The sequence below is a fragment of the Candidatus Kryptoniota bacterium genome, assembly GCA_036567965.1.
In the GTDB taxonomy this organism is placed as follows: domain Bacteria; phylum Bacteroidota; class Ignavibacteria; order Kryptoniales; family JAKASW01; genus JAKASW01.
This window is the reverse complement of record DATCTN010000006.1, coordinates 144,893-165,352: the sequence shown is the minus strand read 5'-3', so window position 1 is coordinate 165,352 and position 20,460 is coordinate 144,893. Positions and strand designations below refer to the sequence as shown.

The 20,460-nt window shown below is 50.6% G+C and carries 11 protein-coding genes; 9 read left to right on the top strand and 2 right to left on the bottom strand.

Translation table 11 applies throughout. The features are described from left to right. The first annotated feature begins 62 nt into the window (after nucleotides 1–62). A complete protein-coding gene (locus VIS48_01445; GenBank protein ID HEY9164803.1) occupies nucleotides 63–614 on the top strand; it encodes a carbonic anhydrase in 552 nt (183 codons plus the stop codon). Between the two features lie 461 nt (nucleotides 615–1,075). Further along, nucleotides 1,076–1,468 (top strand): helix-turn-helix transcriptional regulator, encoded by a 393-nt coding sequence (locus VIS48_01440; GenBank protein HEY9164802.1) that lies wholly within the window; start codon nucleotides 1,076–1,078, stop codon nucleotides 1,466–1,468. A 319-nt stretch (nucleotides 1,469–1,787) separates the two neighbouring features. Here VIS48_01440 and VIS48_01435 read toward each other — a convergent pair whose 3' ends face one another. Beyond that, nucleotides 1,788–3,338 carry a glycosyltransferase family 39 protein gene (locus VIS48_01435; protein HEY9164801.1) on the bottom strand — a complete coding sequence of 517 codons (1,551 nt, stop codon included), beginning with the start codon at nucleotides 3,336–3,338 and terminating at the stop codon, nucleotides 1,788–1,790. Between the two features lie 447 nt (nucleotides 3,339–3,785). Between VIS48_01435 and VIS48_01430 the strand changes: the two genes are divergently transcribed. From VIS48_01430 to VIS48_01420, 3 genes are all read left to right on the top strand, one after another. Next, nucleotides 3,786–6,011 (top strand): aryl-sulfate sulfotransferase, encoded by a 2,226-nt coding sequence (locus tag VIS48_01430; GenBank protein HEY9164800.1) that lies wholly within the window; start codon nucleotides 3,786–3,788, stop codon nucleotides 6,009–6,011. Between the two features lie 429 nt (nucleotides 6,012–6,440). Further along, nucleotides 6,441–6,935, top strand: a complete 495-nt coding sequence (locus VIS48_01425) for a hypothetical protein (GenBank protein ID HEY9164799.1) — start codon at nucleotides 6,441–6,443, stop codon at nucleotides 6,933–6,935. Nucleotides 6,936–7,063: 128 nt separating this feature from the next. Further along, nucleotides 7,064–8,428 (top strand): alpha-L-fucosidase, encoded by a 1,365-nt coding sequence (locus VIS48_01420; GenBank protein HEY9164798.1) that lies wholly within the window; start codon nucleotides 7,064–7,066, stop codon nucleotides 8,426–8,428. A gap of 61 nt (nucleotides 8,429–8,489) precedes the next feature. On the opposite strand, the gene VIS48_01415 is transcribed toward VIS48_01420, so the two are convergent. Then, nucleotides 8,490–8,936: a VOC family protein gene (locus VIS48_01415; GenBank protein HEY9164797.1), complete on the bottom strand. Its 447-nt coding sequence runs from the start codon at nucleotides 8,934–8,936 to the stop codon at nucleotides 8,490–8,492. Nucleotides 8,937–9,473: 537 nt separating this feature from the next. Between VIS48_01415 and VIS48_01410 the strand changes: the two genes are divergently transcribed. From VIS48_01410 to VIS48_01395, 4 genes are all read left to right on the top strand, one after another. Continuing rightward, the gene (locus VIS48_01410; GenBank protein ID HEY9164796.1) at nucleotides 9,474–12,725 is read left to right on the top strand and encodes a S41 family peptidase; all 3,252 of its coding nucleotides are present in this window, start codon (nucleotides 9,474–9,476) and stop codon (nucleotides 12,723–12,725) included. 524 nt (nucleotides 12,726–13,249) lie between these two features. After that, the gene (locus VIS48_01405; protein HEY9164795.1) at nucleotides 13,250–16,300 is read left to right on the top strand and encodes a TonB-dependent receptor; all 3,051 of its coding nucleotides are present in this window, start codon (nucleotides 13,250–13,252) and stop codon (nucleotides 16,298–16,300) included. Nucleotides 16,301–16,360: 60 nt separating this feature from the next. Further along, entirely contained in the window at nucleotides 16,361–18,742 is a 2,382-nt protein-coding gene (locus VIS48_01400; protein ID HEY9164794.1) for a T9SS type A sorting domain-containing protein, read from the top strand. Nucleotides 18,743–18,921: 179 nt separating this feature from the next. Continuing rightward, on the top strand, nucleotides 18,922–20,460 hold the full coding sequence (locus tag VIS48_01395) for an amino acid permease (GenBank protein ID HEY9164793.1): 1,539 nt from the start codon (nucleotides 18,922–18,924) through the stop codon (nucleotides 20,458–20,460).

Sequence of the window (20,460 nt, the reverse complement as noted above, 5' to 3'; positions counted from 1 at the left end):
AATTAACACAACCATGGTTGAGTAAAAATGAGACGAGGTTTCAATTACGAGATTAAGTCTGAATGAATAGGTTAATTCCGATAGAATCGAAAGACGACATTCCGACTCGATATCGGGACACGCCGATCGGTTTGTTGCTGGAGTACCACAATCTGGACAGGCCGCGCGATGTTTACACCAGTGCGGAATTGTTGATTGGGATGTGCATGGATAACAGAAAGCGTCTTAGGATCCCCGATAATTTCGCCTTCATAATCAGGGATGGGGGAGCGAACCTGAGATACAGCGAATTCAAGGTATCCTATGCCATCGGAGTTGGAAGGGTAAGGAGTCTCGCCCTCATCGGACACAACCAGTGCGGAATGGTAAATCTTGTCGCACGAAAGGAGCAATTCCTGCAGGGACTTGTAAACAATGCCGGTTGGAAACGACAGGCAGCGGAGGATCACTTCATGCAGTTCGCACCCATGTTTGAAATCGGAAATGAAATAGACTTTACATTGAGTGAAGTCAATCGTCTCAGACTCCGTTACCCGAAAATCCTCGTCGCGCCATTAATATACCGGATCGAGAGCGGCCGACTGTTCCTCATTCAGGAGAATCACGGAGGGTAAGCTCGAAATCACGCCGCTACTTGCCTTAGCGCGGCTAAAGTTTGATCCAGGAATACATCGGAACCTTGCCAGGTCAACCCAACTGCCTGCGCGATTTCTGAGGCGGTTCGCCGCCAAGAGTAGATGTAATATTTCAGAAGCCAGTTGACACCGAAAGTGCGAGGTGCCCGCCGAGAAGATACAGTTCATTACTACCAGTCCGACTTTGAGTCTAAAGACCAACCGTACTTGACTCCGATCCATGCTGAGTATTAAATTTACCAGAGAGGCGGTGGGTAAGGCTGCCTCACGGATGGAAGATCATTATCGAGTGTCCCGCCAGGCGGGAAGGGAGACGTTAGTTAAGTCGAGATAGTGGGCAGAGTCCTACCATAAGACGTCAAGAAATACCGAGTCCCCCGGACAACAAAACTGTTGATCTATCGATACGCGCTGCCGTTATCAAAACAAAAGGGGGTAACATGGATAGCATCCATTTGGAGGCAGCAGCGGGATTGATAGCAGAAAACCTCTCCAATCCCGGGTTCGGAGTTGCGCAGCTGGCATTGGCGCTGAAGGTGAGCGAAACAAATCTTCGGGAATCTTTTGCCCGCCATTTCGGGGAGCGTCCACACTCATTCATGCGCAGAGTGCGCATGCAGAGGGCATTTCAGCTTCTCAGATCAGGACAAACTGTAGAAGTCGTATGGAGATCGGTCGGGTATGGGAGTGCCAGGGCGTTCAGGTACGCTTTCAAACGTGTTTACGGAACAACTCCGGGCACTGTCAAATCGCAAGTAGAGAATAATGTGGTAGATGTCAGGACTTCTCAGAAAGGTTGCGATTCACTCCGTTGTGGCAACTGCGGCGAGTGACTTCCGCCAGTAGCTTGCCGGACATTACCTCGACGTACTCAGAAATCGCCGAAGATGGAATGAAGAGAAATGATATAGGAATTGCGTCAAGAGGACCTCCTCTTGAGCTGGTGTAAATGGTTGCACCTTCCCGAGTCCCGACTCGAATTCCCAGCATTTCATAGCTCTTACTCCTTCAAATGGTTAGCGTACACCCTAGGATTCGGCAATTCCCGGCGAATCATCAGAGCGAGGTCCAATTTGGCGGAGTGTCCGGAACCGGTACTGTCCCTGATGTTGCAAGGTCACTGAGTCTCTACGCGGGCAGCGAACTAATAAGTCAAATAAAGAATTTGATCTTTGACCAAACCTCTTTTATGTCGACTCTGATTCCCCGACAAATGAAAACCGGCAGATTGTTCTCATAAGGGATCGCGTATTCAGATTGGATAGTTGCGGCTGGTGTCACGGATGAGAAGGACTTGAGAAAATCCTCTCTACTTGCGCCGAAAGCGATCACGATGTCTTTCGTGGTGTCGCCGTATCCCCAGTACCAAAAATTGTTGTGCGGACAAATGACATTGGGAAGCGGATACTTATTCTTGAAGAAGTCGATTGCGCCCGCTTCGCCATAGTTTATTGCGAAAACAATTGCACGCTTCTGTTCGTCAACCGGAAGAGAAGTGTAAACATTCGAGACAGATCGAGCCATGTTTTCCCAGCCGAACATATCTGCATAGAATTGAGGGAGCTCTTCAAGATGATGTGCCTCGGGTGTCGAAGGTCTTAGCCCCATCGCCTTTTCATATTTGATGTATGTATCAACCGGCAGGATTGGGAGCGCAGCAGGAACCCCGATGATTCCCCCTACCAGCAGGAATACAGGAACCGCTGTCCTGGTCCAGCGAGCGTATCTCATCTCCGTTAACTTTTCTACCATCATTCCGCCTCCGGCAAACAGAACAGTGATTGTGGGGGAGAGATATTCGGGTTTGCTGTGTCCGTTCAAAAAGAGAATCAAGAATGTGGTCAGGAAAATCAGCCCGATGAGTCTGAATTTATTTCCGATACCGGTAAAAAAGTAAAAATAAATTCCGGCGACCCACACAGGTAGGGTTAACGGACCATTCTCGAGAATCTGTCCGGTTATGAGGTCGAGGCGGGTCACAGAGGCGTATTTGAGCGCGCTCGCATTCCTGATGAATTCCAGGTCGGCGAAATTGTGAGTCGCATTCCAAATGATGTAAGGAAGGAAAACTAATAAGGCAATCAGACCGGACAGGTAAGGCCAAAATGTCGCGAGATGTTTTCGCTGTGAGGTAAGCAGAAGCCCGATTAACAAACCGGCGCAGAACCACGAGATATCTATCTTGTTGAGTAGACCTAACCCCATTAATAATCCGATGGCGATCCAGAGTTTTGGATTGTCGGTGTTGATCAAACGCGCGGTGAGGTAGAAAAGGGCGGACCAGGCAAGGCAATCAAACGCGTTCATCGAAAAGATCGTGCACATTCCGAGGAATATGGGTGAGAATATCAGAGAGAGAGATGCGGCAACCACCGCGACAGTGTTTGCTTTTAGCTCGTTCAGAGTCAATCCCGTGAAGAAAACCGTGAAGGCGGACGCGACCGCTGGAAGAAACCGGATTGCAAAAATTGAATCGCCAAAAAGAAACCTGCTGAACGTCAAAATGTAAATCGATAGAGGCGGCTGATCTACGTATCCGAGCGCGAGTCGCTTACTGCACGCGATGTAATAAAGTTCGTCGCGGAATATTCCGTAACCCGCAAACATGTTCGTATATAGATGAAGGAGCAATTCTATTACCGAAAAACCTGCGATGATTACGAGCAATCGGGATCTTATCCCACAGCGCATTACTCTTTCCATACTTGCCTCCTGACTGTTTCGTTTTCTGTTGAAGCAATCTGCACGTCATGCCGACAAATTGATCTTAAAAAAGAATAAATCGCGAAAGGGCAATAATCAAATACTTCAGGCAGCTCTGCGAAATCTTTAGAAGGGGTTTTATCACCGTTCAATCATGGCTGTCTTCTATTCGATCTGGAATTCCTCCCTATTTCGTCTCAGGAGCATTTCGCGGCGGACCTGTCGTGGCGGTGGGCACGAAAGTGACCGTCGTAGTCCGATTGATAGACGCCCAAGGGATGAGGGGACTCTTACGTGCTTCAGGCCAGGAGGTCGAGGTTCCTCCTGTCGTAATCGAGTAGGGACTAATATCGCGGAGTTGGTGTAGCCGGGTCGATTAAACCCGCAGGATAAGAATCCACTCAAAGGTTTGAGGTCTAAATCAAGTAACATTAGGAGCTACAAGAGATGCAACTATCCATTACCAAGGCTCATTACTATCTTTTTCTGATAATGAGTCTGATGTGCGCGCGGGGCATTTACGGCGGGACGCCTACGCTCGGACGTCTGTATAAATCCAAGGTCAGGACGAGTTCCAAAACGTACGAGCTCGGTTCGCATGTCATCTATCTCTCTCCGTTACCAGGTGCCACGCTGGCAACTCCGGGGTCTAATATAATAGTGAGGGGCGACATCGTTCTTAATCCCGCTGATGTCGCTCTCGCTCGCTTCAGGGTGGTCGGGAGTTCGAGCGGTAGTCATGATGGAACCGTACTCTTGTCCGACGATAACCGTACAGTGCTGTTTCAGCCGGCGGAGAAGTTTGAGCTCGGAGAAAAGGTGTCCGTCTCGATGGACGGCGCGATCCGTTCGGCTGACGGCGACAGTGTCCACGTCGACCCGTTTTCGTTCACAGTCTCCGGGACCGACATTGACTCTGACGCACGATTGGTGTCGCAGATACGGATGCAGGAGGAGGAAGCGAACGCGCGCAATGTGGACGTGCGGGGACAGGCACGCAAAGCCGCCGGCGTGGCGGCTCTTGGAGCTCTTGCAGGCGGCCAGGACAGTCTTCCGGCCGATTTTCCATTCTTGACCGTGACAAAATCGGTGAATCCGTCGCCAGGATACGTATTTCTTGCTACGCTCAACGGCTCAAGCGCTAATAATTATGGAAATTATCTCTTGATGGCTGACAACCAGGGGAAACCGGTATACTTCAAGAACGTCGGGTCGAAATCGTCTCTTGATTTCAAGATTCAACCGGACGGTACGTTAACATACTTCGACCAGAACAGCGACTATCATTATGTGATGAACACTTCGTTCAAGGTGATCGATAGTATCAGCTGCACAAACGGTTATTTCAACGATGACCACGATTTGAGGATACTCCCGGACGGACACATTCTTCTTCTGTGCGACGACTACCAATTAGTAGACATGAGCAAGTTAGTGTCGGGTGGTGATCCGGCGGCCCTGGTTACGGGGAACATAATCCAGGAACTTGATAAAAGCAGGCATGTGGTATTCCAGTGGCGTAGTTGGGACCATTTCAACATCACGGACGCAACTCACGAAAACCTTCAGGCTCATACCATAGACTACGTACACGCAAACGCGATCGAAGTAGATACTGACGGTAACGTGATATTGTCATCAAGGCATCTTGACGAGATCACGAAGATAAATGTCGAAACGGGAGATATTATGTGGAGACTTGGCGGGAAAAACAACCAGTTCACTTTCGTGAACGATAGCATAGGCTTCTCGCACCAGCACGCAGTAAGACGAATCACGAACGGGGACATAACTCTGTTCGACAACGGGAATTATCATACTCCTCCTTTTTCGCGGGCAGTGGAATATAAACTCGACATGGTCAACAAGACAGCTACTCTTGTTTGGCAATACAGGCATACCCCGGACTTATATGGTTTCGCCACAGGGTATGTCCAGCGACTCGCGAACGGAAACACGGTGATCGGGTGGGGGTTGACCAATCCCTCCGTCACCGAAGTCGCGGCCGACGGGAGTACCGTGTTTGAGGTGACCCTTCCTGACTCGATCTGGAGTTACAGGGCTTATCGATTTCCGTATATCCTCATTACGTCTCCGGTGCACATGGACAGCGTTCGGGCTGATTCGTCAATAACGATAAAGTGGCAATCTTCGGGAGTCGACACTGTCGATCTGGATTATTCGACAAACAGCGGAAACACTTGGCAGGACATCACCCGCAATCTTCCGGCAGCAACCGATTCCGTTACGTGGCGCGTTCCGCACTTTACCGTCCCGTCATTCCGAATCGGCGTAAGAGAGTCGGGGATTCAGGACATGGGGCTGTCATTCGTGAGCCACTCCGTTACGCTTCTCTCCGGAGTCACCTCGGCCACGAGTCTTTCGGGGGAGAATCATTCCTTTGTGCTCATGGACAATTATCCAAACCCATTCAATCCGTCGACCGTAATCGGATTTTCCCTCAGCGAAACCTCGACAGTGAAACTGGAGGTTTTTGATATTCTCGGAAGACGAATCAAAGAGTTTCAGTTTGGTAAAATGGACGCAGGTACCTACAACAAGAGCGTAAACATGCTAGGTTACCCGACTGGAGTGTATCTATATCGAGTGTCCGTGCTCGGAGCCGACGGTAGAAATTTCTCGGACGCGAAGAAGATGGTGTTGGTAAAGTAGTAATATAGCAACTCACACTTGTGCGGATTCCAGCCGGTCCCACAAGCGTGGTCTTGATTCCGTCACCGAAAAGTATGCGACGGTGATGGGTAATCGCGTTCTTATCCCGCGGCGCATTACTCTTTCCATTTCGTCCTCCTGACTTTTTCGTTTTCTGCTGAAGCAATTTGCACGTCACGCCGACAAATTGATCTCCAAAAAGAATAATTCGCAAGAGGGCAATAATCAGATGACGCAGGCAAATCCGGAAGAATTTTAAAAGAAACTTCGATACCATTTGTCTATGACTAATCACGCTTGCGGCACAAAACCAGCGGATCTTTGTACCAGCTTGGATTTTGAATTCGACTTCTGAGCCAGAACATCTATATTAGGAAAGGGTTGAGTAAACATGAGTCAGCTTGTTTGCTTTTCAAACAGGAGGCGATCATGAATTTGCGACTGTTCATGTCTTTACTTCTTCTCTTCGCGGGCTGCCTAGGTGAGAGGAGCACCACACCTCCCGATATTCCGTATGTTCAGCTGAGTAGCTCCCCCGATACCCTCGCTCTAGGAGGACCCAGGCTATACCTGACTGCGTACCTTTGGGTACAGCAAGATCGATTCTCAGGACCCGGCGGGTACGACTCGCTCTTCGGCGTCGTCTACGCGACATCCGTCGATTCGATTTCACTTGATCCGATCTTGTCAGTCGACGCGGTCTGGATAATCATGGGGAATGGTGAAGTGTGGAAATCATGGCTGTCTCCCATGCGGGCCAGAATTTCTCTCTATTGCGTCTCAGGCACATTTCGGGGCGGACCTGTCATGGCAGTAGGGACGAAGGTGACTGTTGTAGTCAGATTGATTGACTCCCAAGGAATGAGTTACCTTCTTCGAGCATCAAATCAAGAGGTGACGACTCCTCCAATAGTTGTCGAGTAGGAAGTTGTTGGTGCGCCGAGTGAATCGATCCGCAAGTCTCGACTATCGATAAGATTCCGTTGTGTCTGTGCATCGGCTTATATTGCGGCACGCGGATGCGTCACACATAATTGGAAGGGAGATAGGCCATGGAATTGAAAAGAGTCTCCGCTGCGATAGGCTTCATGCTTATTTTTGTTCTGTCGTCCGGCGCAGTCGCGCAGACTGATACGCTGCTTGAAGCAGCTATAAAAAACAGAGATGCGAGACTTCAATGGTGGAGAGAGGCGCGTTTCGGGATGTTTATTCACTGGGGCCCCGTGAGCCTTGTCGGCATGGAGATCAGCTGGTCACGTGGAGGTCTGAGACGCGGCATCGAGAAAACCGGAACAGGAGAAATACCGGTCGATGTTTATGACAACCTCTACAAAAGATTCGACCCGGTCAAGTTCGACGCGAAAGAATGGGTCGCGATAGCCCAGTCGGCAGGAATGAAGTACATGGTACTCACCGCTAAGCACTGTGACGGTTTTTGTTTGTGGCGCACAAAAGTGGACAACTATAACATCGGCAGCACACCGTTCAAGCGTGACGTGTGCGGAGAATTGGCCGCAGCAGCTCATCAGTCGGGAATGAAGATAGGTTGGTATTATTCTCCAATGGACTGGCGCGATCCCGACTGTCGCACCGAACGGAACTCGGCCTACGTTCAGCGCATGCAGACCCATCTTTCAGAGCTCCTGGGAAACTACGGCCGTATCGATTTACTCTGGTTCGATACCGAAGGCGGACCTGCAGTTTGGGATCAACCGCGCACGTACCATCTCGTGCGATCGTTGCAACCTGGAATAATAATAAACAACAGGCTCGACATTCCAACCGGCGACCTTTACGACGTGAAGACACAGATCGGTCCGTACGCCGATTATGCGACTCCCGAGCAGCAGATCGGCCTGTTCAATAATAATATGCCGTGGGAGACATGCATGACGTTGGGCACACAATGGTCATGGAAACCGGGTGACTCGCTTAAAACATCATCGGAGTGCATCGGTATTCTGATACAGTGTGTGACAGGTGACGGCAATCTTCTTCTCGATGTAGGCCCGATGCCTGACGGCCGTATTGAGCTGCGGCAGGTGAAGATACTGGAAGAAATCGGTGACTGGCTTAGGAAATACGGTGAGAGTGTTTACGACACGCGGGGCGGTCCGTTCCGCAATGGCGAGTGGGGCGGTGCAACCTTCAGAGGAAAAACTATATACTTGCACATTCAGAAATGGAGAGGTGAACGAATTTACTTGCCACCGCTAAAGGCAAATATACTGTCCACTTCAGTCTTGACCGGAGGAAAGGTGTCAATCGACCTACGCCTGGATAGCACAATTGTTAGGATGCCTGAGAGAGAACACGATGCCACCGACACTATCATAAAGCTAGAGCTTGATAAGCCCGTGGCAAGTCTCGAGATAAAAGATAGAAGCTCAGTCCCAGTTGAGGGCAAAGAGTATTAGATCGGACAAAAAAATGGCGCCACGAGGGCGCCATTAAATTCTAAGAGAGCCGAATGCGTCTTTACTTTTTGCCTCTCTTGACTTTCCTTTTCGGTTTCGCTGCCTTCTTCCGCTTGGGTGCAGTCTTCTTCGGCTTCGCTTCCTTCGGAGGTGTCTGAGGTCCCTTAATGATGCCGACCACGTTCCCCTCCGGATCAGCAAACTGCGCGTAGGTTACCATGCCCGGCACCTCGGTAAGGGGGAAAACTACTTTTCCACCTAGACTCACTGCCTTATCAAGATATGCTTGAGCGTCTTCTACCTGCACGTAAAAGGTAACGTTTGGCTGGGCGTTCGGCATGGCCGGACCGATCCCGCCATTGATTCCCATTTTGACGCCGGTATCCACAAGTCCGTAGTTCATCGTCGGATCAACTGCGATCTTCCATCCGAAAAGATTTGAATAAAAATCCTGTGCCCGCTTTGCGTCCTTAGCGTTCACCTCAAAGTGTGTGACGGGTGCTGCCATTTTTCCTCCCTGCATTGAGTTGTTTAAGTGCGACAATATTTACAATTCGTACAACTAATTGCTTAAGTGACGGTCGATGTGCAATGCGAATTTAATTGTCAGTCGGCTCCTTGTCAAGCTCAGACATCGATTGTCCCAAATGCCCGCAAAATGGCACATTCGAGCACATTTGATAGATCGTAGCCGCCCGCCTATATTCTCAGGCGAGTTGTCGAAACTCATGCGACGAAATATCGTCCAAAGGAAGTAGACTTTCAGGAAGAAGAGAGGTTGGATTTGAGTTTCACAGGGTGGGAGTTCAGGAGCGGCTTCACTGCTATCACACAACTCCGTCCGTCGGGTGAGTTTGGCCGGCTTAAGGTATTGGAGCAATTCCGGGGATTATACCATAGGGACTTTACTCCAGAGTCCCGGTCATCTCGACGATGGCGGACATTTAGTTCAGCGGGAGTTGGTACACCATAGAATGAAGTCTTCGGGTTTCACTAATATTATACTCAACACAACAAGTCTGTAAACCAAACTGCGGAGGAAGAAGTGAAGCGTTCAGTTATCATTCTGTTAGTTGTTCTCTCCTCGTCGTATGCGTTCGGTACGGAACGAGAAGGGTATTATCGTTTCCCGGCGATTCACGGCGACAAGATCGTCTTCACGGCGGAGGGTGACCTTTGGATTGTCGGTGCATCAGGCGGAAGCGCGATTCGACTCACAACGAATCACGGGACCGAATCGTATGCTGCCATTTCTCCTGACGGCAAGACAATTGCTTTCTCGGCGCAATACGAGGGCCCGACGGAGGTATACACGATGTCCATAGACGGAGGTCTTCCTGTGAGAAGGACTTACGAAGGCGGCACGGCTCTCGTTGCCGGGTGGACGCCGGACGGAAAAGTAATATACAGCACGAGCTACTTCTCGACTCTTCCAAACAGGCAGCTTGCAACTCTGGATTTGGCTACCGGCGAAAGGAACCTGATACCACTTGCTCAGGCAAGTGAAGGCGTGTTCACGCAATCGGGTGACACACTTTACTTCACGCGCCTTCCTTTTCAGGGGAGTCACACGAAACGATACGCCGGAGGAACGGCACAAAATATCTGGAGATACATTAAGGGCCAGGACGAAGCGACGCCCATTACAAGCGATTATCCCGGAACAAGCAAAAATCCCGTGTTGTGGAATGGCCGCGTCTACTTCGTGAGCGACCGCGACGGAACAATGAACATCTGGTCGATGACCGGCGACGGAGACGACGTCCGCCAGGAAACATTTCATAAGGGATTTGACGTGAGCACCCCATCTCTCGATGGCGGTAGAATAGTGTACCATGATGGAGCAGATCTTTATCTTTACGACATCGCGACGAAGCATGACAGTCAACTTCAGATTGCTCTGTCCTCCGATTTCGATCAGGAAGTCACGAAGTGGGTCAAGAAGCCGATGGACTACCTGACTGCAGATCACATTTCTGCTGACGGCGAGAAGATCGTTCTGACAGCTCGCGGAGAAGTCTTTGTCGTTCCGGTAAACGAAGGGAGGCTTGTCGAGGTTACTCGCAAGAGCGGCGTTCGTTACAGCAACGCGAGATTCACGCCGGACGGGAAGTCCGTCGTTCTCCAATCTGAGGAGAGTGGTGAAATCGAGTTTTGGAAATATCCCTCCAACGGTGTCGGAGAAGGAGTTCAGCTCTCAAACCAGGGCAGAGGATACAGGAATGAGGGGATCCCGTCACCCGACGGAAAGATGCTTGCCTACACTGAAAAAGACGACAGGCTGGTGATCTATGATCTCGAATCCAAGAAGCAGACCGTGGTGGGGACATCTGAATACGGCGGTTATTCCGATCTGACCTGGTCTCCTGACAGTAAGTGGCTCGCATACTCAGGTCCGGCCGCGAATCTTTATTCCCAGCTGGTCGTTTACGACGTTGAGGCGGCGGCCAATCATACGCTTACCGACGACCGTGTTGACAGCTACAACCCCGCCTGGAGCCCGGACGGGAAATGGATGTACTTTCTCTCCGAGAGGACATTTCAGTCGAGCGTGTACAGCCCGTGGGGATCGCGTGAACCTGAACCTTTCTACGACAAGACGACGAAGATTTATGGAATAGCACTGGCGAAGGACGAAAAATTTCCTTTCACACCTCCAAATGAGCTTCAGAGCGGTGAACAAGGGAAAAGTAAAGACGACCAGAACGACAAGAGCAAAGAAGAAAAGACCGTCCAGGTCAAGATAGACTTCGACGGAATCGGGTCGAGAGTTCAGGAAGTTCCGGTGCCGGCTGGGGATTACTTTAACCTCTCGGTAAACGGAAAAGATCTTTTCGTCGCCGAACACCCTTCCGGGATCGGGTCCAAAACGAAGCTCGAGGCAGTCGAGATCAAAGACAAAGATGTTTTGGCTAAGACACTTGTGGACGACATTGAGAGCTATGAGCTTTCCGGGGATGGTAAGAAGATCGAGCTTCGAAAGGATGGCGGGATATATGTGATCGATGCCTCCTCTTCTCCGCCGTCTGAGATTTCTAAAGCGAGCGTCAATCTTGCCAGCTGGACATTCTCATTCAACCCGAAAGAGGAATGGCGACAGATGTTCGTAGACGCCTGGCGGCTGGAACGAGATTTCTTTTACGATCCTCACCTGCAGGGGGTAAATTACGATTCGACTTTGAACAGATATCTTCCGCTCGTAGACAGGGTAACCGACCGAGATGAGCTCAATGATCTGATCGGCCAAATCGTCGCAGAGCTGTCGGCGCTCCACACTTTCGTGGTCGGGGGAGATATCAGGACTGCAACCGACCAGATCAGTATCGGTTCGCTTGGTGCCCTCGTTACGCGCGACGATAAGAGCGGTGGTTACATGGTTGAACATATCTACAGACCCGATCCGGATTACCTCGATGTGTTGTCTCCGCTCGCCAAGCCGGGAGTCAATATTGCGGATGGAGATGTTATCCTGTCGGTAAACGGTACCAATACCCTGTCCGTTCCATCTATGCAGATGTTGCTCGAAGGCAAGGTGGGACAGCAAGTACTCCTTCATGTCAGGTCGTCAGCATCCGGAAAAGAAATCGATGCAATAGTGGTTCCGATTTCTCAATCTGCCGCCTCGAACCTCAAGTACAGTGACTGGGAGAATTCGAGGAGGATGATCGTCGAAAAGGAGAGCGAAGGTCATATCGGATATGTTCACCTCCGGGCGATGGGCGGCGGCAATTTCACAGAATGGGTCAAGGGATTCTATCCAGTGTTTAACAGAGATGGGCTCATTGTCGACGTTCGTAATAATCAAGGCGGTAACATTGACAGCTGGATTCTGGAGAAGCTTATGAGAAAAGCCTGGATGTACTGGAAACCACGGACCGGGAAACCGAGCTGGAATATGCAGTACGCGTTCCGCGGGCACATCATTGTCTTGTGCAATGAGTTCACCGCGTCCGATGGTGAAGCTTTCACCGAAGGTTTCAAACGCCTCGGACTCGGAAAGGTGATTGGAACGCGCACGTGGGGCGGAGAGATCTGGCTGTCGTTCGACAACTGGCTCCGCGACAAGGGTATTGCATCCGCAGCGGAAACCGGAGTCTACGGACCGGAAGGGAAATGGCTGATCGAGGGACACGGAGTAGACCCGGACTTGGTGGTCGACAATGGCCCGTATCAGACATTCCAGGGGAAAGACGCGCAACTGGAAGCGGCGATAAATTATCTGAGAAAGGAAATCCAGGAACAGCCCGTTCCGGTTCCACCTCCGCCACAGTATCCTGACAAGGCTGTTAAGTACTGATGACAGCTTAAGAAGAATCTTTTGAGTGATTTGAATTAGTGAGCCCCGGTCCTGCCGGGGCTTCACTTTTTAATAACCTTACATTCGTTGACGAAGACATCGGGTTTGCATTTGTCTCCGTGCTTTGCGGCCAGTGTGACACCGGCTTCATCGTCTTCGCAACAGATAATACACACTCTCGTGAGGATTGATGGTCTCTGGATACCGAAGGATCAGAACTTTAAAAAAAGACTTGACATTATGTATCGAATCTGTGCAAATTACAATTGCATAAACGGTAAAGTAATCGCTTAAGTAGTTTCTGCCGTTTAATCGAAAGCTTGTGTCGAACGCAAGTCGTGAGAGCTTTCGAAAGTGTCAGGGACCAAAAGCCGGCAGTCAACACACAGAGACGCCGGTTAGATGCTGAGAGAACCTTCATCAGATCTTCCGGAGCACTTCAAGAGATTTTGTTCCTGCATTCTGGCTGAAGAGAATGCGAAGTACCTCGAGCAATTTCTTCTTACGCAATTTGAGGAATGAAAATGAAAAAGCTCCGACTCCTCCTGTGCCTCGCTTCTTTGGTGGCGTGTACCACCATATCATTTGCCCAGGGCTCGCTGCAGGGCTTGGTAACCGATTCCGCAACGGCTGCTCCACTCGTCGGGGCGAATGTTTTTTTAGTCGGGACTTCTATCGGGGGGACGACCGACATTGACGGTCACTATAAACTGGTCAATGTTCCTGAGGGCAGGTACACACTTCGAGTGTCGTACATTGGTTACACTAGCAAGGTAATATCAATCTCAATCAGAGATGACGAAGCAACTGCACTGAGCGTTATGTTGTCTCCCCAGGAGATTCGCGGGAGAGAAGTGGTGGTCACAGCCCAGATGAAGGGACAGCTCGCTGCGATAAACCAACAAGTATCGGCGAAGACCATCGTCAATGTAGTCTCCGAAGAAAAAATACAGGAACTTCCCGATGCCAATGCGGCGGAATCAATCGGCAGATTGCCCGGCGTATCAATAATCCGAAGCGGAGGTGAAGCTAGCAGAGTGGTGCTCCGCGGACTCAGTTCCAGATTCAGCAACATCACCATAGACGGGGTTTCGATTCCGGGCACCGATTCAACAACAAGAGATGTCGACTTAAGTATGATCTCACAGGGATCTCTTGCAGGCATTGAAGTGTACAAAGCTCTCCTTCCGGATCAGGATGGAGACGCCATTGCGGGGACGATCAACCTGGTGACGAAGAAAGCTCCGTCGGAGAGACTCTTGCGGTTTGATCTCAGGGGCAACTACAACCGCCTCATGAATTCAGCGGGGCAGTACGATGTCTCCGGAAGATACGGCGAAAGGTTCTTCGATGATGTCATTGGATTACAACTCCAAGGCAACATTGAACAGAAAATCAGAAGCAGGGAAGACGTCACATATGGTTATAGGTATTCGTTTAATCCATCTGCGCCAAACTATGATCCGCTTGGTTTTGCAAACGATTATAATTACGGCCAGTTGAAAGTTGATTTCACTGACGAGCTTCGTAAACGAAACGGCGGACAGATGATTCTGGACGTGAACACTCCTGACAGCGGCTCGGTAAAACTGAGCGGACTGTATAGCAGGACTCAAAGACAGTACAATCTTTACGATCGAGTTTACCCCGGGGGGAGTCCGGGGATTGTCTGGGATTATGATTACCGGACGACAGAACAGGCGACGAGCACAACTAACGCGTCGCTTCAAGGAAAGAACTTCTTTGCGGGTTTCCAGATCGACTGGTGCGCTTCTTACGCCGATTCGAGAGTGGACGATCCTTTTGACTACGAGATGATATTCAACGAGCCAGCGGGTGCGAAACCTGATGCAAGTCTTCCCTCATCGTTCAAGGATCATCCCGAACTCTTCCTCACAATCGCGGCCAATAATTACGCGGCCGCGGCCTGCAGCAGTGCAGTCTACTATCAACAGCAGAATTTTCAGCGTGAAAGGACCGCGTTCCTTAATATTTCCAGAAAATATTCGCTTGCCGATTTTGTTTCGGGAGAGTTGAAAGGAGGCGGAAAGTACAAAGCGAGATCGAGATGGATGAATCGTTACGAACTAGACGATAATTCTTATCTCCACGGATTCTATGCGACGGATTCGTCCGGCTCCCCCATCGTTCTCACAGGGACGAGGTTCGAGGACTATTTAAACAGCAGATCAGGCATTTCACCAGAACTTGCGGACTTCGTGAACCAGCCGGCAACAAGCAGGAATCTTCTGACCTGGGCTACAATGAGTCCGCTTATCGACGTGAACGCGATGAAGCTATGGTACAATCTCAATAAGAATGGAGTCTCCGGCTCTTCTCACGAATACAACCCCAATGCACAGGCAATCCTGGATGATTATGGTGTGGATGAAGCTGTGACCGCCGGTTACCTCATGAACACTTTTGATTTCGGCCAGGAGGCGACACTGATAACGGGAGTCAGAGTTGAGAGGGAACAAAATGACTACATCGCCAACTTCTCTCCCGGCGGACTCCAGTCGATCGGAACCATTATATCGGCCCCATCTGGTATCGTCGATACGACCACAACTCACACCGAAACCATCTGGCTTCCAAACGCTCAGTTGATCTTGAGGCCTTCGTACTTTCTTACATTTCGGTTAGCAGCGTACAGGGCGCTTGCCAGACCGGATTACAACCTGCGCCTGCCTCAGTTCATTCTTGGAACGGGCGGATCTTCCGGAGGAGGCCAGGCAATCCCCCTTACACTCGGTAATCCGAACTTGAGGGACGCAAAAGCTTGGAATTTTGAATTGAATTCTCAATTGTACACGGGCATCACCGGCCTCTTCACCGTTTCTGCGTTCTTCAAAAGGATTGACGATTTCTATCATCAAATGGTCGGCTTGAATGTGAGTGAGGGATTCGATTCGCTGCTAACTGCCGTCGGCGTCACATGGCAAAATGCCGAACCATTCAAGTCCTTGCTTGCCAAGAACAGTAACTACGCATTGTATGTCCCCTACAATTCAAATCATCCAACCTATGTGTGGGGACTTGAATTCGAACACCAGTTAAGTTTCAATTTCCTTCCTGGCTTCCTCAGCAATTTGGTTCTTTCGTACAACCTGTCACTGACTAAATCACAGACTTATATAGTCCAGACTCAAACTGAAGTTGAAACCGTGACGGTGGTTGTTCGTGGAGTGCCGCGCAGGCAAGCGGAAATTGTCAACGTCGCTGTCGACGCAAAGAGATTGTCGGAGAACCAACCGTACCTCTACGGTAATGCGGCGCTCGGTTATGATCTGGGAGGTTTCTCAGCCAGACTATCAGTCTTCTATCAGGGTGATTACGTTCAGCAGTACAGTCCTTACGACCAATCGGATATCCATGTCAAACAATACATGAAGTGGGATCTTGCACTGAGACAACAGTTGTCTTCGGTGTTCTCGCTTTATCTCAACGTCGACAACATCACGAACATACGCGAGAGAACTTCTTACTCGGATGTCCCGATGAGCTGGGATCTCCTCAGGACGGAGGAACTTTACGGAACGTCTGCCGATTTCGGGGTAAGGATATCGATATGATCCACCGGAAGACCCCTCATTTGAACCGACTAACCACATAATTCAAAACTGGAGGACTAAATGATTAGCAGAAGGTACTATTGGCTCATCCTGTTGCTCCTTACTTTACCGGTAACTGTAAGGAGCCAGGATCTTGTAATCGAGGACTATTACGCCACGTCAGGGTTCGGCGCAGGTCAATTCCTCAACGCCGTAATCGCAAGCGACACGAGCAGCGCGGAGTTCAAGGCGGGCACAAGAGTTTACGTGCTGCACAAAGACGGGGTCTACGCTGTCAATGCCGCATTCACATTTTCCGCCGGAGTAAATGTCAGCTTCCGCGCGGAATACGGAGGGACAGGGCATTACGATCCTACGGTCTATTTTTTCCCGGCTCCTCCCAGTGCGACAAATCCGCCCGGCCAGATGTTGAACCTCAGCGGTAATTCCACACTCAAGATGACCCACATCATAGTAACAGGGTACGAGGAGTCGATCGACACACTTCTCAAGTACTCAAACACTATGATCCTGAGGACACTTTCGACCGGTACGAACAATCGCATCATTATTGATAGTTGCATCATGAAGACCATTGCAGGCCAGATTATTCGGACCGAAGGAGCGACGAGTTATATCAAGATTACAAATTCTATTTTTGCCGACATGGGGCATCCGACGTCCAACTTTGGAGCAGGGAAATTCATTGACCTGAGAAACGTAAGGGCCGACACCGTCATGATCCAGAACTGCACTTTTGTAAATCTGTATGACCGGGTGATCCGCCACTACCAGGCAACCTCGGCAAATTGCATCAAGAATTTCATCTTTGATCACAACACCGTCATCAATGACATGTCGTATCACGGATTCCTTTCTCTCGGGACCGTCGATTCGTCTGGAACCGGTACTCTCCAGATAACAAACAATCTTCTCATCGATCATTTCGCGCTTGGAGAAGACACTGCCTATGTCCGACAGGTTGAATTCAGTGATCCTGCCGAGAACGATCCGACTAACAATCTCCCGAGAATGACATGGGTAATGACAAACAAGAACAACGCGGCGGTGTGGAACATCCAGAATAATTATTATACCTCCACGGATTCTGGCGCGGCAATGCTTGCGCTCGGTCCGCCGAACGACGCTGTTTATGCGGGACCGTACTACCACAGACAGGGACCGCCTTTCCTGACCTGGAATATGAATGCGCTCCTGGCTTCACAGGGCAAAGACACTGTCAAGACATTCATCCCCATCAGTCAGGTGCATCTCACGAAGGCACCCGCACTCATGACAGACTTGATCAGATGGGTTCTAAACAAGAGTCTGGACAACAAGAATAAGCCGACTCTCAATGTCAGCCCGATCTGGAACTGGACCTACGATTTCGAGCGTCACCACGTCGAGTATTACTTCGATACTCTCAATTGTTCCTACACCGCGGACATCAATCTGTCAGCGGCAGGGACGGACGGAAAAGTCATCGGCGATCCGAGATGGTCGTTCAACGGGGTGATTGCTCCACAGGAGCCCGTCTCCTCGATTGCCAACGCAAGAAAGGATGCCAACAGCGATCTGATCCCCGACAACCTGGGCGACACACTGCAGGTTTATGGAGTTGTAACTTCTCCGAACCTCTCGGCCTCAGTGACTTCATACTTCATACAGGACGCCGGGGCAGGAATAGATGTGTTCTATAATGGAACGCTCGGTCGGTCTTTCAGCGTCGGCGATTCCGTCTCTGTCGTCGGGACAGTGGCTCAATACAGAGGTTTAACAGAAATAATACCGCTCCAGCCGGATTCGGTGTACTTTGGATACCTGAAGCACGGAGCAGCGGCGCCTCAGCCGAAGGTCGTAACACTGCATCAGTATCTATTGGCTCCTGATTCGTATGAAGGAGAGCTGATCACGGTCGATACGCTCTACAAGATCGCAGGAACCTGGGGGGCGGGCCAGACCCTCTCGTTTGTCGATGCCGACAGCAGTGACACTGCGGCTGTTTACTTGAATAGCAGCACAGATGTCGGCGCCTCGCTTGAGCGCGCGTATCCTGTAAGGATTACGGGCATAGTCAACCAGTATTCTTCCGGCGCGAGCGTCGTGACCGGCGGATATGAGATCGTGCCGGTCGATTCGAATAAGGTTATTCACACGATTATCGTCGCTGTGAAAGACAGACCGAACGGAATTCCGAAAGACTTCTACATGCGCAACAACTATCCGAACCCGTTCAATCCGACGACCACGATTGAATTCGGTCTGCCAAAGGATGCGCAGGTACATATCGCAGTCTACAACGTGCTTGGCCAGCGTGTCGCGCTGCTGATGGACGCAAAAATGAAACCCGGTAACTACAAGGCCGTCTTCAATGCGGACCGCTTTTCATCCGGCGTCTACTTCCTGATTCTCCATGCTGGAGACAGGGAGTTCAAACAGAAAATGCTTTTGTTGAAATAACCCCACTTTCGGCATGCACCACAAATGAACGGGAAGGCCGCCCTCGGGGCGGCCTTCCTTTTTTTATTAGCGCGCTCGGAATGTTATTCCATTTCAGCACGCAGTGAAATTGCATTTATACGCTTCTGTCCATAGATTGTCGGCCATGAGAGGAGCACCGTAATGCGCGAGGTTTTTAGATGAGTCTATTCCGTACAAAGAATCTTGATGACATCTTCGCAGACAGCGAGAAACCCGAGTACAAACTCAAGAGAAGTCTTACTGCAGTCGACCTGACTGCTCTTGGAATCGGCGCTATTATTGGTGCAGGAATATTCGCGGTCCTCGGCTCCGCTACGGCCGGCGGCAACGGTATTCCCCCCGCAGGTCCGGGCGTTTCTATTTCGATCTTGATGACGGCGGTAGCGTGCGGCTTCTGTGCGCTCTGCTATGCCGAGTTCGCGAGCCTCGTACCCATTGCCGGATCTGCGTACACATACAGTTATGCTACTCTCGGCGAGATCATCGCCTGGATCATCGGCTGGGACCTGATTCTCGAATATGCCGTCGGCAACATCGCGGTCGCAATCTCCTGGGCGGCGTACTTCCGACAGTTAATGCTAGGATTCGGAGTTCACATTCCGGCGTGGATGGCGACCGATTATCGTTCTACACTTTTCGCCGCAAAGGCGGTCGCAGAATCGGGCATCTCGTCGCTCGGCCCTGAGGCAACGATTGCTTACCAGGCGTATCTCAATCACCCCATCCTATTCGGAATCCCCATAGTCTGTAATCTTCTCGCAATTGTTATCACGGCCTTCATAACCTGGCTCCTCGTAATCGGCGTCAAGGAATCTGCCAGGTTCAACAACATAATCGTCGTTCTCAAGGTTTGTACAATTTTGTTTTTTGTCGCCGTCGGGGCAATGTACGTCAAACCGGCAAACTGGCATCCATTCTTCCCCGGGGGGCTGAGCGGAGTCTGGACGGGTGCGTCCCTGATATTCTTCGCGTACATCGGTTTTGATGCGGTGTCTACAGCGGCGGAGGAATGCAAGAACCCGGCCCGAGACATGCCGCGGGGAATTCTCTGGTCACTTCTGGTTTGTACCATCTTGTATATCGCGTCGGCCCTTGTGCTGACGGGGATGATCCCATACTCGAAACTCGTCGGTGTTGCCGATCCGTTGGCGGCGGCGCTTCACTTCGCACAGGAAGACTGGGCGGCGGGCATCCTTGCGTTTGGCGCAGTGATAGCGATGACCGCCGTTTTGCTGGTCTTCCAGCTCGGGCAGCCGAGAATATTGATGGCGATGTCGAGAGACGGACTCCTCGGACCGTGGTTCAGCAAGATACATCCTAAGTATCGCACTCCGCACGTCACGACGATTCTGACTGGAATTTTCGTGGCTTTCTTTGCCGCAATTGCGAATATAGATGAAATTGTCCAGCTCACAAATATCGGGACTCTCTTCGCGTTTGTCCTGGTCTGCATCGGCATAATGATACTGCGGGTCAAAGAGCCGGACCGGCCGAGGAAATTCCGCGTGCCCCTTGTACCTATCACTCCGGTCCTCGGCGTCGCCGGATGTCTGATCCTGATGGCGGGACTTCCTCTTATCACATGGATCCGATTTGTCTTGTGGCTCGTAATCGGACTTACAATATATTTTACTTACGGGAGATGGCACAGCAGGCTTGGAAAATCTGCTGCGACCAACCGGGCGGAAGGAAAATAA

Bases quoted from the DNA above. Each gene is read 5' to 3' on its own strand.
- VIS48_01445 (HEY9164803.1), top strand. From the start codon at position 63: ATGAATAGGTTAATTCCGATAGAATCGAAAGACGACATTCCGACTCGA.
- VIS48_01440 (HEY9164802.1), top strand. From the start codon at position 1,076: ATGGATAGCATCCATTTGGAGGCAGCAGCGGGATTGATAGCAGAAAAC.
- VIS48_01435 (HEY9164801.1), bottom strand. From the start codon at position 3,338: ATGGAAAGAGTAATGCGCTGTGGGATAAGATCCCGATTGCTCGTAATC.
- VIS48_01430 (HEY9164800.1), top strand. From the start codon at position 3,786: ATGCAACTATCCATTACCAAGGCTCATTACTATCTTTTTCTGATAATG.
- VIS48_01425 (HEY9164799.1), top strand. From the start codon at position 6,441: ATGAATTTGCGACTGTTCATGTCTTTACTTCTTCTCTTCGCGGGCTGC.
- VIS48_01420 (HEY9164798.1), top strand. From the start codon at position 7,064: ATGGAATTGAAAAGAGTCTCCGCTGCGATAGGCTTCATGCTTATTTTT.
- VIS48_01415 (HEY9164797.1), bottom strand. From the start codon at position 8,936: ATGGCAGCACCCGTCACACACTTTGAGGTGAACGCTAAGGACGCAAAG.
- VIS48_01405 (HEY9164795.1), top strand. From the start codon at position 13,250: ATGAAAAAGCTCCGACTCCTCCTGTGCCTCGCTTCTTTGGTGGCGTGT.
- VIS48_01400 (HEY9164794.1), top strand. From the start codon at position 16,361: ATGATTAGCAGAAGGTACTATTGGCTCATCCTGTTGCTCCTTACTTTA.
- VIS48_01395 (HEY9164793.1), top strand. From the start codon at position 18,922: ATGAGTCTATTCCGTACAAAGAATCTTGATGACATCTTCGCAGACAGC.